Here is a 12,189-nt window from a genome sequence, read left to right on the forward strand (position 1 = left end):
GAGGAGGCCTCAGCCCTCCCCGTAGGCGCCTTCCTCGTACCACGCGCGGATGAGCGCGCGCTCCTCGTCCTCCATCTGCGACAGGTTGCCCGGCGGCATCGCATGGGTGACGCCCGCCTGCAGGTAGATATCGCTCGCCAGCGTCGCGACGGCGGAGCGTGTGACGAGGTTCACCCCCTTGGGCGGTGCGGCGATGCCGGGCCAGGAGGGTTCGGGCGCGTGGCACATGGCGCAGCGCCCCTGGATCGCGGTGAAGGCGGCATCGAAATGCTCCGCGGCGGCGAAGCGCTCGGCGCGCGGCGTTATCGCCGTCTCCTCCCACTGGTCGTCCTTCAGGATCGGATAGACCGAAATCGCGACGATGATGACGAAGAGGATCGCGGTCGCGGCCCAGGTCCAGGCAGGGCCCTTGCCGGTCGCGTGCAGGGTGTTGAAGAAGTGCCGGATGGTCACGCCCATCAGGAAGACGAGGCTGGCGATGATCCAGTTGAACTCGCTGGCAAAGGCGAGCGGGTAATGGTTCGACAGCATCAGGAACAGGACGGGCAGCGTCAGGTAATTGTTATGCGTCGAGCGCTGCTTGGCGATCTTGCCGTACTTCGCATCGGGCGTGCGGCCGGCTTTCAGATCGCCGACGACGATGTGCTGGTTCGGGATGATCACCCGGAAGACGTTGGCGGACATAATCGTCGCTGTGAACGCTCCAAGATGGAGGAGCGCCGCGCGGCCCGAGAAGATCTGCGTGTAGCCCCAGGACATCGCGACAAGCAGCACGAAGAGAAGCAGCATCAGCCCGGTGGGGCTCTGCCCGACAGGTGATTTGCACAGCGCATCGTAGATGAGCCACCCGATCACCAGCGAGCCGCCCGAGAGCAGGACGGCCTGCCAGACGGCGAGATCGGCGACGGCAGGATCGATGAGATAGAGTTCGGCGCCGAGCCAGTAGACGACGATCAGGAGCGCTGCGCCGCTGAGCCAGGTCGCGTAGCTCTCCCATTTGAACCAGGTCAGGTCCTCCGGCATGTGGCCGGGCGCGACCATGTATTTCTGGATATGGTAGAAGCCCCCGCCATGGACCTGCCATTCCTCGCCGCCGACGCCCTTCGGCAGGGCGTCGTGCCGCCTGAGGCCGAGATCGAGGGCGATGAAGTAGAAGGACGAGCCGATCCACGCGATGGCGACGATGACATGCGTCCAGCGCACGGCGAATTCGAGCCAGTCGAGATAGAATGCGCCGCCCACCATACCTTGCGTCTCCCGTTATCGTTCTGCCGCAGGAGGATGCGCCGGAGGGCAGGGCGAAGGCAACACGCCTCCTCGGGGCAGACCGGGCGAGCGCGAGACTTGCCGAGCGAGCGGGCATTCGTCTAACACCGTGATCGGGCACTGGACGCCCGCGCGACGCCGGGATGGCGGCGTCCGGCCCCCAGTCCGTCGCCCCCCGTTGTCCCGTGCCCGGAGCCCAGATGCCCACGATCGAAAAGCTCAATCCCGATGTGCCGCTTTACGCTCGCACCGGCATCAACCTTGCATCCGCCGGTCTCGGCGCACGGGTGGAGAACGCGACGAACGATTTCTTCGCCCCGGCTGCCCGCATGCTGGACGATGCGCCCCCCATCTTCATCCCCGGCAAGTTCGACGAGCACGGCAAGTGGATGGATGGCTGGGAAAGCCAGCGCCGCCGCGACGGCGGACACGACTGGGCGACGGTGAAGCTCGCGGCGGCCGGCCGCGTTCTCGGGTTCGACATCGACACCGCGCATTTCACCGGCAACTACGCCCCCGCGGCCCGCGTCGAGGCGGCCTATGCGCCCGAGGGCGTGACCGAAGAGACGAAATGGGCGGACATCCTGCCCCACCGCCCCCTCGGCCCGGACGGTCACCATTTCTTCCGGTGCGAGAACTACGAAAGCTGGACCCATCTGCGGCTGCATATCTACCCCGATGGCGGCGTCGCACGGTTCCGGGTCTTCGGCGTGCCGGAACTGGACGATACCACGGGCGGCCAGCGCATCGACCTTTGCGCGGCCCTGAACGGCGGCCGTATCCTTGCCTTCTCGGACGCGCATTACGGCGATTACAACCGCCTTCTCGCGCCCGGCCGTGGCCGGGACATGGGCGACGGCTGGGAGACGCGCCGCCGCCGCGAACCCGGCTACGACTGGGCTGTGATCGCCCTCGGCGCGCGCGGCAAGATCGAGGAACTTCTCGTCGACACGGCGCACTTCAAGGGCAACTACCCCGACCGCTGCTCCATGCAGGCAGCCGACCTCACCAGCTTCGGCGACGGTCTCACCGACGCGCTGGTGACCGACTCGATGTTCTGGAAGACGTTGCTGCCGGAGGTGAAGCTCGGGCCCGACGCCGAGCACCGGTTCGCAGGCGAGCTGCACGAGATGGGCCCCGTCACCCATGTGAGGTTCAACATCCTTCCCGATGGCGGCGTGTCCCGGCTGCGCATCTTCGGACGGCCAGTCAGGAGCTGAGGTTCGGGCAGGCCGCGCGACCGATCGGGGGGCTCTCTGCGCAGGACACCGCACCCTGTCTAGTCGGGCTCTCCCCAGCCGCCGCCACCGGGGGTCTCCATGACGAAGACGGCGCCCGCGGGGAGGTCCGCCCGGTCATTGCCGGCAAGGTCGCGGACGCTCCCGTCCGGCAGTTCCACCGCGTTCCGGCTGCAGGCGACCGGCAGGTCCCGGAAACCCTCGGTGATCAGAAGAAGCGTCGGCGTGCACTTGCGCTCAAGAAGCGCGTTCGTGGCGACGGTGGCGCCCATCTTGACCGTGCCGACGCGGCCCTCCGGGATCGGCTCCCCGACGCCGAGCCCCAGGGCCCGATGCCCTCGACGGCGGCATCCTCGTAGTGCTCGGGGTTCTCCGAGAGCAGCTTGGACGTGGCAAGGGACCCGTCCGGTGCGCGGTTCAGAGGCCGTTCTCGGCGATCAGGCGGGCAAGGTCCCGAACGGCGACGGCGCGCGCCGCCGCGATCTCCCGCGGGCCGGCTTCCGGGGAGAGGGGCGCGGCGGTCGCGAAGGTGCCGGTGCGGTCCCGGCCACCCTCTTCGGCGGCGACGTAATACTGCCCGGACAGGCGGAAGCGTCCGTCAGCGCCGGGGACGAACTCGTCCACCCGCACCTCGAGCACGGCGCCGGGGTAGTCCCGGAACGGCCACGGCTCGGCGGCGATGCGGGCGCCGGTCAGAGCGGAGAGCTGACGGGCAAGCTCCAGCGTCACAGCGCGGGGCGGAAGGTCCGCCCACAGCACGGCGGGGTCGCTGACAAGCGCGCCCTCGGGCGATTCGCGCCAGATTTCCTCGCCCTGCGCGTAGGCCGGCATCGAGACCTCCCGCACTTCGATGGAGGAGAAGCCGATGGCGACCCGCTCACCCGAGGCGGCGGGCGGCGCGGCGAACCGCACGGGATCGGCGCCGCAGGCAGCGAGAAGGGCCACGAAGGCCAGAAGAGCGGCGTGACGCATGACGGTTGAAGCCTCCGGGTGGATCAGCGGTCGAGCATAGTGGATGCCCTGCCGCCTACAAGGGCAGGCAGGGCCGGAGATGCCGGGAGCGTGAGGCGGCGGAATCAGTCGAGCTGTTCGCCGGGATCGAGACCCCAGATGGAACTCTCCGTCAGCCAACCGCGATAGCCGCCGGCATTCACCCGGCACCACGTGCCGTCGCATTCCATCAGGCGGGCGATGACGCCCGCTTCGAGGCGGGCGAGGATCGGGGCGCCGGTATCGGCGCGCGCGAAGAGCGGGACCATGTCCTCGTCGACGAGACCGGTGCGCACGCCCGAGATAAGGGAGTAGTGAACCCAGCCGCCCGCCCCGTCGCGGTCCTGGATGCGGCGCCAATGGCCGTATTCCGCGGTCACCTGGAGCGGCATGGAGCGCCGCTTGAACACCCAGTCGATCCGATGATTCAGCGACGGGCCCCGGCGCACGTTGCCCTCGCTGGCCTTCAGCGAGACATAGCGCGGGATCGGCAGGTTCGTCACCGAGCCGCGGCGCTCCTGCGTCGCCGAGGCCTCGATCACTGTCTCTCCGCTGCCGGGCACCTGCGCGCCGGCGGGCAGGGTGGCGGCCATGGACGCCATCAGCGCAACCATGGCCAGCGGCGCGCCGAATGCGGGCCTGATGCTGCGGCGGAATCGATCGAGATACGTCTGTCTCATCACTGCGTCTGTCCCCTCGTACGGGCGCTTGTCCCGCGCCTCCTGTTATGTGCAACTCTGGCACAGACGGACAGATGCAGAAAAGATCGGGAGCCGCCGAATGCCGCACCAGCGCCTGAGTGTTGTCGTCACGCGACGCCTGCCGGAACCGGTCGAGGCGCGCATGGGCGAACTCTTCGACCTCGATCTGCCCGATGAGGATGGTCCGATGGACCGCGATGCGCTGGCCGCCGCGATGGCGCGGGCGGATGTGCTGGTGCCCACGATCGGCGACCGGATCGACGCCGAACTTCTGGCAAGCTCGGGCAAGCGGCTCAGACTGATCGCCAATTACGGGGCAGGCGTCGACAATATCGACGTGGGGGCGGCGCATGAGCGCGGCATCGTCGTGTCGAACACGCCCGGGGTCTCCCGCGAAGATACCGCGGACATGGCGATGGCGCTGATTCTCTCCGTCACGCGGCGCATTCCGGAGGGGCTCGCGGCGATGCGGACGGGGGAGTGGCACGGCTGGTCCCCGACCGCGTTTCTCGGCGGCCGCCTGGGCGGGCGCAAGCTCGGCATCCTTGGCATGGGCCGGATCGGGCAGGCCATCGCGCGGCGGGCGCATGCCTTCGGGCTCGAGGTGCATTACAACAACCGCCGCCGCCTGCACCGCGAGACGGAGACGCAGCTGGGGGCGACGTGGTGGGAGAGCCTCGATCAGATGCTGTCACGCGTGGACATCGTCAGCATCAACGTGCCGCACACACCGTCCACTTGGCACCTCCTGAACGAGCGGCGGCTGAGGCTGATGAAGCGCGATGCGGTCATCGTGAACACTTCCCGCGGGGAGATCGTCGACGAGAACGCGCTGACCCGGATGCTGAGGACAGGGGAGATCGCGGGGGCGGGCCTCGACGTGCACGAGCGCAGCGCCGGCGTGAACCCGCGCCTGAGGGAGCTGCCCAACGTCGTTCTTTTGCCGCATATGGGCTCAGCCACGCGAGAGGGGCGAATCGAGATGGGCGAGAAGGTGATCGTCAACATCAGGACTTTCGCAGACGGGCATCGCCCGCCGGACATGGTCCTGCCCTCGACGCTCTGAGGCGTCAGCGCACCTTCGCGCTATGGGAAATGTCTCCGGCGGTCAGGATCGGAGACGCGTCGATCTCCTGCGCGTCCAGCATCGCGGCGACCCGCTCCAGCGACGCGATGAGCTGCGCCTGCTCCCAGTCCTCCAGCGCCGTGAACGCGTTGACGTAGCGCTGCTGAAGGGCGTCCGGGATGTTGTCCACCACGGCGTTGCCTTCGTCCGTGATGGTGACATTGGTCTGGCGCCGGTCGGTCTGGGATTGCTGCCGCCGGACGAGATCGCGCTTCGCGAGCTTGTCGATCAGCGCGGTGATCGTCGCCTGGCTCACGCCCATCTGCATCGCGATCGCGGTGGGCGTCGTTGAGGAGCCGGGCGTGCCGGACACGACCTGGAGCAAACGAAGCTGCGACGGCGTAAGCTGCGCCGATTGCGCGAGGTCTCGCGCATAGATTTCGGTGGCACGCAGAATCCGGCGCAACGCGATGAGACTCGCATCCGTCCGGTCGGGGATCGACATTGACATCGAACAAACGTGCCACATTTCGCAAAGGTACTTCAATAGACGAAGCAAATCGTGCTGAACTTCGAGAAAGCTAAGCAAAAACCGGTTAATACTTCGTTTCTGGCTGAAGGTTTACCGGGCGGAACGCCGCTCTGAACGTAAAGTCTAGTTAAAAAATTTACATAGTTTACTTCGATAGCTTGAACTTTTTCGCGGAGATGGTAGTTCACCCCTCGAAGCAAATGGAGACGGCGCCATGCCCAAGGACATGTCACGTGAAACTGAAAAGGATGCGGACACTCGGAAGCCCGTGTTCCGTAAGCCCGAAGCTGAAGACGGGTCCGACATCTGGAACCTCGTGCGCGCCTGCAAGCCGCTCGACGAGAACTCGATGTACTGCAACCTGATTCAGGCGGACCACTTCAGCGATACGTGCGTCGTCGCCGAACTCGACGGTGAGATCGTCGGCTGGATCTCCGGTCACATCATTCCCGGCGAGAACGCCTTCTTCGTATGGCAGGTCGCCGTTGGCGAGCAGGCCCGCGGTCTCGGCCTCGGCAAGCGCATGCTCAAGCACCTGATCTCCCGCGACGTCTGCGAGGAAGTCGATCTGCTCAAGACGACCATCACCAAATCCAACGATGCCTCATGGGGCCTTTTTCGCAGCTTTGCCCGTTCGATCGGTGGCGAGCTGACCCATGAGCCGCATTTCGAGAAGGAAGCTCACTTCGATGGCCAGGCGGCCACTGAGCACATGCTTTCGATCACGATTCCCCGGAAGAGGAGCGAGCTGCGCGCCGTCGCCTAACGGCGACACCGCACCGCTACCGCCGCCGGAACATCATCAAAGTCCGAAAGGAGGTCCCCATGACTATGGCTAGGACCCACGACCCCGTTTTTGATCGTCGCGAGAGCGATGTGCGGAGCTATTGCCGCTCCTTCGACACCACGTTCACCAAGGCCAAGGGCTCCACGCTGACAGATGCCGAGGGACGGGAATACACCGACTTCCTCTCCGGCTGCTCCTCGCTGAATTACGGGCACAACGACCCGGACATGAAGACGGCGCTGATCGAGCACATCACCGGTGACGGCATCGCCCATGCGCTGGACATGTACACCGACGAGAAGGCCGCTTTTCTCGAAACCTTCGAGCGTCTCGTGCTCAAGCCGCGGGGGATGGACCACAAGGTCATGATGGTCGGTCCCACCGGGACGAATGCCGTCGAGGCCGCCCTTAAGCTCGCGCGCAAGACCACCGGTCGGAAGAACGTCATCGCGTTCACCAACGGCTTTCACGGCATGACGCTGGGAGCGCTTGCGGCAACGGCCAATGCGGGCAAACGGAAGGGCTCCGGCGACGTGTCGCTCAACGACATCACGCGGATGCCCTATGAGCGGTCTCTCGGTGATATCGACACGCTCGCCATCCTCGATGCGATGCTGTCGAACCCCTCCAGCGGCGTGGATGCCCCGGCGGCGTTCCTCGTCGAGCTGATTCAGGGCGAAGGTGGTCTGAACGCGGCCAGCCCCGAATGGGTGCGCGGCATCGCGGAATTGGCCAAGAAGCATGGCGCCAAGCTGATCGTCGACGACATCCAGGCCGGGATCGGCCGCTCCGGCAGCTTCTTCTCCTTCGACGAGATGGGCATCGAGCCGGACATGATCACGCTTGCGAAGTCGCTGTCCGGGTTCGGCCTGCCTTTCGCGATCGCGCTGATCCGCCCTGAAGATGACATCTGGAAGCCCGCCGAGCACAATGGCACCTTCCGTGGCAACACCCATGCCTTCGTCACCGCACGCGTCGCGCTGGAGAAGTTCTGGGCCGATGACAGCTTCAAGTCCGAGATCGCCGAGAAGGCCAAGGTCCTGACCGAGAGCCTACAGCGCATCGCGGACCGCATCCCCGGCGCCTATCTCAAGGGCCGCGGCATGATGCAGGGCGTCGATGTCACGTCCGGCGAGCTTGCCGAGAAGATCTGCGCCGAGGCGTTCCGCAACGGCCTGATCATCGAGACCTCCGGCGGCGATGACGAAGTCGTCAAGGTCCTGGCGCCGCTCACCACGCCCATGGAGCAGTTCAAGGCCGGCCTCGCCACGCTCGAGGCCGCCACCGAGACCTGCACCGCCTCCCACACCATTGCCGCGGAGTAATCCGACATGATCGTACGCAACTTCCACGACCTCAAAGACACCGACCGCGCCGTCAGCGACGCTGAGTGGACGTCAGTCCGGATGCTGCTTGCCGACGACAAGATGGGGTTCTCGTTCCACATCACGACGCTAAAGGCGGGCTCGGAGCACACGTTCGAGTACAAGAACCACTTCGAGAGCGTCTATTGCATCTCCGGCAAGGGCTCGATCACCGATCTCGGCACGAACGAGACGCATGAGATCACCCCCGGCGTGATGTACGCTCTGAACCTGCACGACCGGCACATCCTGCGCTCCGAGGAGGAGCTCGTCATGGCGTGCTGCTTCAATCCGCCCGTCACAGGCACCGAGGTCCACCGCGAGGATGGATCCTACGCCGCCCCTGAAGATCTGGAATCTGCCTGAGCCATGTCTTCCCATACCGTTGAAAAGATCGGCGGGACGTCGATGTCCCGCCTCGACGAAATCCGCGATACGCTGATCGTCGGTTCTCGAGACGGGGACGACCTCTACGGCCGCATCTTCGTCGTCTCCGCCTTCGGCGGCATCACCGACCTGCTGCTGGAGCACAAGAAGACCGGTGATCCCGGCGTCTTCGCCAAGTTCGCCCATGCATCCGGCGGACCCGGCTGGCAGGACGCGCTGCTGAAGGTCGAGGAGGCCATGGTCGCCGCGCATTCCGAATTGCTGACGAATTCGGGCGACCTCGAGACGGCCAACGCCTTCGTCCGCGAACGCGTCGATGGCGCACGGAACTGCCTGATCGACTTGCAGCGCCTCTGCTCGTATGGCCACTTCCGCCTGTCCGAACACCTGCTCGAGATCCGCGAGCTGCTCTCGGGTCTTGGTGAGGCGCATTCGGCGATGGTCATGCAGCTTCTGCTCAAGCGGGCTGGGGTCAATGCCCGGCTCGTCGACCTGACCGGCTGGCGCGATCAGAAGGAGCGTACCCTCGAGGAGCGCCTGACGTCCGCCATGGACGGCGTCGATCCTTCGACCGAGATGCCGATCGTGACCGGCTATGCCCAGTGCACCGAAGGTCTGATGCGCGAATTCGACCGGGGTTATTCGGAGGTCACGTTCTCCCGCCTGGCTGCGCTCATCGACGCGCGCGAAGCGATCATCCACAAGGAGTTCCACCTCTCCTCCGCCGATCCAAGGCTGGTCGGCGCGGACAAGGTGCGCAAGCTTGGCCGGACGAATTACGACGTCGCCGACCAGCTCTCCAACATGGGGATGGAGGCGATCCATCCGAACGCCGCCAAAACCCTGCGTCAGGCCAATGTGCCGTTGCGGGTGACGAATGCGTTCGAGCCCCACGACCCGGGCACGCTGATCGACGATCAGCCCGCGGAAACGCCTGCGGCTGAAATCGTGACCGGCATCGACATCGTCGCCCTCGAACTGTTCGAGCAGGACATGGTCGGTGTGAAGGGCTACGACGCGGCCATCCTCGACGTGCTGACGAAGCATCAGGTGAGGATCGTGTCCAAGGTTTCGAACGCCAACACGATCACGCACTACGTCGACGCCTCGCTGTCGGTGATGCGTACGGTCGAGCGGGATCTGGAGGCGCGTTACCCCTCCGCCAAGATTTCCTCGCGGCCGCTCTCCATGGTGTCCGTCATCGGGCGGGACATGAACGGACTTTCCGTCCTGACCCGCGGCCTGACCGCGATTGCGGGTGCGGGGCAGGAGACCATCGGCGCCTCGCAGGGCCCGCGAAACGTGGACGTGCAGTTCATCATGGACCGCGACGCGCTCGAGCCGGCGGTGGCCGCGCTTCACGCCGAACTGATCGAGGGCACGCAGGACAGCGCCGCCGTGCCGAAGTCCGGTGACAAGAAGGTCCTGCAGGTCGCCTGACCGGTACGATCCCGCCTGATTGAAACACGGGCCGTTCCAGCGATGGAGCGGCCCGTTTCGCGTTCAGCAGGGGCGCCGGCGGGCCGCCAGGGGACACGCGCCGGCTCAGGCTTGGGGAGAGGGCAGCGGTAGTCACTGGCGCGAGGGCGAGGGCCTGCATCTTCTGGATGATCTGCCTGCCGGATCGCATCACCCAGTAGTTGAGGTTTACCTCAACAGCATAAAGTGTTCGCTTGCGACATCTCGCGCGAATCCGGACTTCGCGTCCACCTCACAGGATCGGCAGGGAACTTTTGCCCGAAGCAGAGTTGACTCGCCGTATACGTGAAGTTGTATGGAGCAGTTGATGAATATCAAGGACGCTTCGGCCCTTTGCGGGCTGCCGGCGAAGACGATCCGGTATTATGAGGATATCGGGCTTGTATCGCCCGGCCGCAGCAGCAACGGATACCGCCATTTCAGCGGGTCCGACACACACAAGCTGACCTTTCTGGCTCGCGCCCGCTCACTCGGCTTTTCAATCGAGGATTGCCGGTCCCTTCTGTCTCTCTACGAGAACCGGGACCGCGCCAGCGCCGACGTCAAGCGCGTTGCGGATGCGCATCTGGAGCGGATCGCCGCGAAGATCGAGGAACTTCAGGCCCTGAGCCGAACGCTGGGTGACCTCGTGTCCCGCTGCCAGGGAAACGACAGGCCCGATTGCCCGATCCTCGACGGGATCGCGGATCAGCCAGGACAGTCGCCCCGGACTTCGGCCCGGCCAGTCCGCAGCCGCGAAGAGGCCTAATCGGACCCCGACCGTCCCGCCGCCATTTTCCGGCCGGACGGTCCGCCTTCGTGTCGCGGCTGCCAGGTTCGTGGCGGCGGGGTCTTCGTGCTGTGATCCTCAGCCTCCGAAACCCATGCCGGATCCGAGGAGAAAGTAGGCGCAGATGCCTGCCGCGCCGAGAGAGAGTACGAAGCCGATGGCCATCAGAAGACCGTCCCGCAATGTCATCGACAGGCCGAACATGGCGATCGCCGCCATGGGAGCGGTGCTTGCGAACGGAACGAGTTCGAGCGGCGGCACGATCGCGCAGAGCATCAGGATCACCGCGGCCGAGATACGCCGGACCCAGCGGGTCGTCAGCGAAGAAAGACGCGGGCCGAACCATCGATCGAGCCAGCGGCCCAAGGGGCGCATCTTGTCCATCGCGCCCTGCATCTTGTCGGACGACACGGAGCGGTTGGAAATGAAGGAGGGCAGCCACATGCTGTCCCGCCCTGCCAGGATCTGAACCGCGAAGAGCGCGATGATCAGGGCCAGGAAGGTCGGAACGCCGGGGATGCCTCCGATGGGGGACACTTCGACGATGGCGGGGATGAACAGGAGCGGCCCCCAACCGCGTCCGCCGAAGGCCTCCACGAGCCGGCCCACGGACACGGAGTCAGACTGCTTGGCGGCGTCGTCCAGTCGGTCGAAGATGTCCTCGACCGCATGTGTGTTCTCGGTCATCCCGTCTCCTGCCTCGCGCGTCGTCGACTGGCCGAACCTGCCGCGGTCCCCGGAGGTTCCGAATGGGTCGACATTCGGACGGGGAGGCGCCGGGATCGCAGGCCCGGCGCCGGGTCCGCTTACGCAGCCTCGCGAGCCGCGCCCCCGGCGAGCCTCGTCCGGGAAATGGCGAAGGCCGCGTCCGCAGCCTCGGCGCCCTTCTTGACGAAATGCTCCGAGAAGAACCGGACATGCTCTTCGGTCGGCTGGAAGTGGTGCGGCGTCAGCGAGACGGACAGAACGGGCACGTCCGCCTTGAGCTGAACGTCCATCAATCCGGAGACCACGGCCTGCGCGACGAAATCGTGCCGGTAGATGCCGCCATCGACCACGAGCGCGGCGGCGGCGATGGCGTCGTACTCGCCGGTCGCGGCAAGGCGCTGCGCGAGAAGCGGCATCTCGAACGCGCCCGGAACGTCGAAGGCGCGGACCTCGGCGGAGGCGTCGAGCTCGGCGAGGCGCTGGACGAACCCGTCATGGGCCCGGTCGACGATGTCCGCATGCCAGCGGGCCTTGATGAAGGCGAAGGTGAGGGATTTTGTCATTGCTCTCTCGGATCCTTGTCACAAGCCAAAATCCCAGAGCGTCACAAGACGGCCGGACAAGCCGGTGGCCTCATTCTCTCCCATCCGGACTATGACCGTCGGCCCCGGAATTTCACCGGATCTGCTGACCCTCCGAAACCTCGGAGGCGCTCGCGGGCTGTCACCGCCGGTGGGGAATCTCACCCCGCCCTGAGAATGACAGGAAGATTAGGGATGGCCCCCGCGTCACGCAAGAGAGCAGAGCCGCGCAGAACGTGTGCAGAGCGACGCTCCAAGGGCCGACCGCGACGCTCGGTCTCAGGCGCGGAGGCTCACGTCCGGCGTTTGCGCCCTCCTGCG

13 protein-coding genes, 1 pseudogene and 1 riboswitch are annotated in these 12,189 nt (G+C 65.8%); of the genes and pseudogenes, 7 read left to right on the forward strand and 7 right to left on the reverse strand.

The window, feature by feature from the left end; genetic code table 11:
- Nucleotides 1–9: 9 nt before the first annotated feature.
- Nucleotides 10–1,245, reverse strand: a complete 1,236-nt coding sequence (locus DQG15_RS14830; RefSeq protein WP_116086545.1) for a urate hydroxylase PuuD — start codon at nt 1,243–1,245, stop codon at nt 10–12.
- A gap of 221 nt (nt 1,246–1,466) precedes the next feature.
- Between DQG15_RS14830 and alc the strand changes: the two genes are divergently transcribed.
- The gene (gene alc, locus DQG15_RS14835) at nt 1,467–2,486 is read left to right on the forward strand and encodes an allantoicase (RefSeq protein WP_116086548.1); all 1,020 of its coding nucleotides are present in this window, start codon (nt 1,467–1,469) and stop codon (nt 2,484–2,486) included.
- Between the two features lie 203 nt (nt 2,487–2,689).
- On the opposite strand, the pseudogene DQG15_RS18665 reads toward alc, so the two are convergent.
- The 3 genes and pseudogenes from DQG15_RS18665 to DQG15_RS14850 form a co-directional block, all read right to left on the reverse strand.
- Nucleotides 2,690–2,925: pseudogene (locus DQG15_RS18665) on the reverse strand (hydantoinase/oxoprolinase N-terminal domain-containing protein); the annotation flags it as partial.
- A complete protein-coding gene (locus tag DQG15_RS14845; RefSeq protein ID WP_116086550.1) occupies nt 2,922–3,476 on the reverse strand; it encodes a membrane integrity-associated transporter subunit PqiC in 555 nt (184 codons plus the stop codon). The pseudogene DQG15_RS18665 and the gene DQG15_RS14845, both read right to left, overlap by 4 nt.
- A gap of 104 nt (nt 3,477–3,580) precedes the next feature.
- Nucleotides 3,581–4,174, reverse strand: coding sequence for an SH3 domain-containing protein (locus DQG15_RS14850; RefSeq protein WP_232830874.1), 594 nt, complete (start codon nt 4,172–4,174; stop codon nt 3,581–3,583).
- Nucleotides 4,175–4,274: 100 nt separating this feature from the next.
- On the opposite strand from DQG15_RS14850, the gene DQG15_RS14855 reads away from it, so the two are divergent.
- Nucleotides 4,275–5,261 carry a D-glycerate dehydrogenase gene (locus DQG15_RS14855; protein WP_116086552.1) on the forward strand — a complete coding sequence of 329 codons (987 nt, stop codon included), beginning with the start codon at nt 4,275–4,277 and terminating at the stop codon, nt 5,259–5,261.
- 4 nt (nt 5,262–5,265) lie between these two features.
- Here DQG15_RS14855 and DQG15_RS14860 read toward each other — a convergent pair whose 3' ends face one another.
- Nucleotides 5,266–5,772 (reverse strand): MarR family winged helix-turn-helix transcriptional regulator, encoded by a 507-nt coding sequence (locus tag DQG15_RS14860; protein ID WP_116086554.1) that lies wholly within the window; start codon nt 5,770–5,772, stop codon nt 5,266–5,268.
- A gap of 235 nt (nt 5,773–6,007) precedes the next feature.
- Between DQG15_RS14860 and ectA the strand changes: the two genes are divergently transcribed.
- The 5 genes from ectA (at nt 6,008) to DQG15_RS14885 (ending at nt 10,558) form a co-directional block, all read left to right on the forward strand.
- Nucleotides 6,008–6,559 (forward strand): diaminobutyrate acetyltransferase, encoded by a 552-nt coding sequence (gene ectA, locus DQG15_RS14865; RefSeq protein WP_116086556.1) that lies wholly within the window; start codon nt 6,008–6,010, stop codon nt 6,557–6,559.
- Nucleotides 6,560–6,618: 59 nt separating this feature from the next.
- Nucleotides 6,619–7,905, forward strand: a complete 1,287-nt coding sequence (gene ectB, locus DQG15_RS14870; RefSeq protein ID WP_116086558.1) for a diaminobutyrate--2-oxoglutarate transaminase — start codon at nt 6,619–6,621, stop codon at nt 7,903–7,905.
- 6 nt (nt 7,906–7,911) lie between these two features.
- Complete coding sequence (locus DQG15_RS14875; RefSeq protein WP_116086560.1) at nt 7,912–8,310, forward strand: ectoine synthase; 399 nt, start codon at nt 7,912–7,914, stop codon at nt 8,308–8,310.
- 3 nt (nt 8,311–8,313) lie between these two features.
- Nucleotides 8,314–9,771, forward strand: coding sequence for an aspartate kinase (locus DQG15_RS14880; RefSeq protein WP_116086562.1), 1,458 nt, complete (start codon nt 8,314–8,316; stop codon nt 9,769–9,771).
- Nucleotides 9,772–10,117: 346 nt separating this feature from the next.
- Entirely contained in the window at nt 10,118–10,558 is a 441-nt protein-coding gene (locus DQG15_RS14885; RefSeq protein WP_116086564.1) for a Cu(I)-responsive transcriptional regulator, read from the forward strand.
- A 99-nt stretch (nt 10,559–10,657) separates the two neighbouring features.
- Here DQG15_RS14885 and DQG15_RS14890 read toward each other — a convergent pair whose 3' ends face one another.
- Nucleotides 10,658–11,266, reverse strand: a complete 609-nt coding sequence (locus DQG15_RS14890; RefSeq protein ID WP_116086568.1) for an exopolysaccharide biosynthesis protein — start codon at nt 11,264–11,266, stop codon at nt 10,658–10,660.
- 119 nt (nt 11,267–11,385) lie between these two features.
- A complete protein-coding gene (locus DQG15_RS14895) occupies nt 11,386–11,850 on the reverse strand; it encodes a 6,7-dimethyl-8-ribityllumazine synthase (RefSeq protein ID WP_116086570.1) in 465 nt (154 codons plus the stop codon).
- 68 nt (nt 11,851–11,918) lie between these two features.
- A riboswitch (FMN riboswitch) is annotated at nt 11,919–12,051 on the reverse strand.
- Between the last annotated feature and the right edge of the window lie 138 nt (nt 12,052–12,189).

Origin of the sequence: Tropicimonas sp. IMCC34011, assembly GCF_003390865.1 — a bacterium.
In the GTDB taxonomy this organism is placed as follows: Bacteria; Pseudomonadota; Alphaproteobacteria; order Rhodobacterales; family Rhodobacteraceae; genus Tropicimonas_B.

What these genes read in the sequence shown, in the direction of transcription:
- DQG15_RS14830 (WP_116086545.1), bottom strand. Translation starts at nt 1,245, where the DNA reads ATGGTGGGCGGCGCATTCTATCTCGACTGGCTCGAATTCGCCGTGCGC.
- alc (WP_116086548.1), top strand. Translation starts at nt 1,467, where the DNA reads ATGCCCACGATCGAAAAGCTCAATCCCGATGTGCCGCTTTACGCTCGC.
- DQG15_RS14845 (WP_116086550.1), bottom strand. Translation starts at nt 3,476, where the DNA reads ATGCGTCACGCCGCTCTTCTGGCCTTCGTGGCCCTTCTCGCTGCCTGC.
- DQG15_RS14850 (WP_232830874.1), bottom strand. Translation starts at nt 4,174, where the DNA reads ATGAGACAGACGTATCTCGATCGATTCCGCCGCAGCATCAGGCCCGCA.
- DQG15_RS14855 (WP_116086552.1), top strand. Translation starts at nt 4,275, where the DNA reads ATGCCGCACCAGCGCCTGAGTGTTGTCGTCACGCGACGCCTGCCGGAA.
- DQG15_RS14860 (WP_116086554.1), bottom strand. Translation starts at nt 5,772, where the DNA reads ATGTCAATGTCGATCCCCGACCGGACGGATGCGAGTCTCATCGCGTTG.
- ectA (WP_116086556.1), top strand. Translation starts at nt 6,008, where the DNA reads ATGCCCAAGGACATGTCACGTGAAACTGAAAAGGATGCGGACACTCGG.
- ectB (WP_116086558.1), top strand. Translation starts at nt 6,619, where the DNA reads ATGACTATGGCTAGGACCCACGACCCCGTTTTTGATCGTCGCGAGAGC.
- DQG15_RS14875 (WP_116086560.1), top strand. Translation starts at nt 7,912, where the DNA reads ATGATCGTACGCAACTTCCACGACCTCAAAGACACCGACCGCGCCGTC.
- DQG15_RS14880 (WP_116086562.1), top strand. Translation starts at nt 8,314, where the DNA reads ATGTCTTCCCATACCGTTGAAAAGATCGGCGGGACGTCGATGTCCCGC.
- DQG15_RS14885 (WP_116086564.1), top strand. Translation starts at nt 10,118, where the DNA reads ATGAATATCAAGGACGCTTCGGCCCTTTGCGGGCTGCCGGCGAAGACG.
- DQG15_RS14890 (WP_116086568.1), bottom strand. Translation starts at nt 11,266, where the DNA reads ATGACCGAGAACACACATGCGGTCGAGGACATCTTCGACCGACTGGAC.
- DQG15_RS14895 (WP_116086570.1), bottom strand. Translation starts at nt 11,850, where the DNA reads ATGACAAAATCCCTCACCTTCGCCTTCATCAAGGCCCGCTGGCATGCG.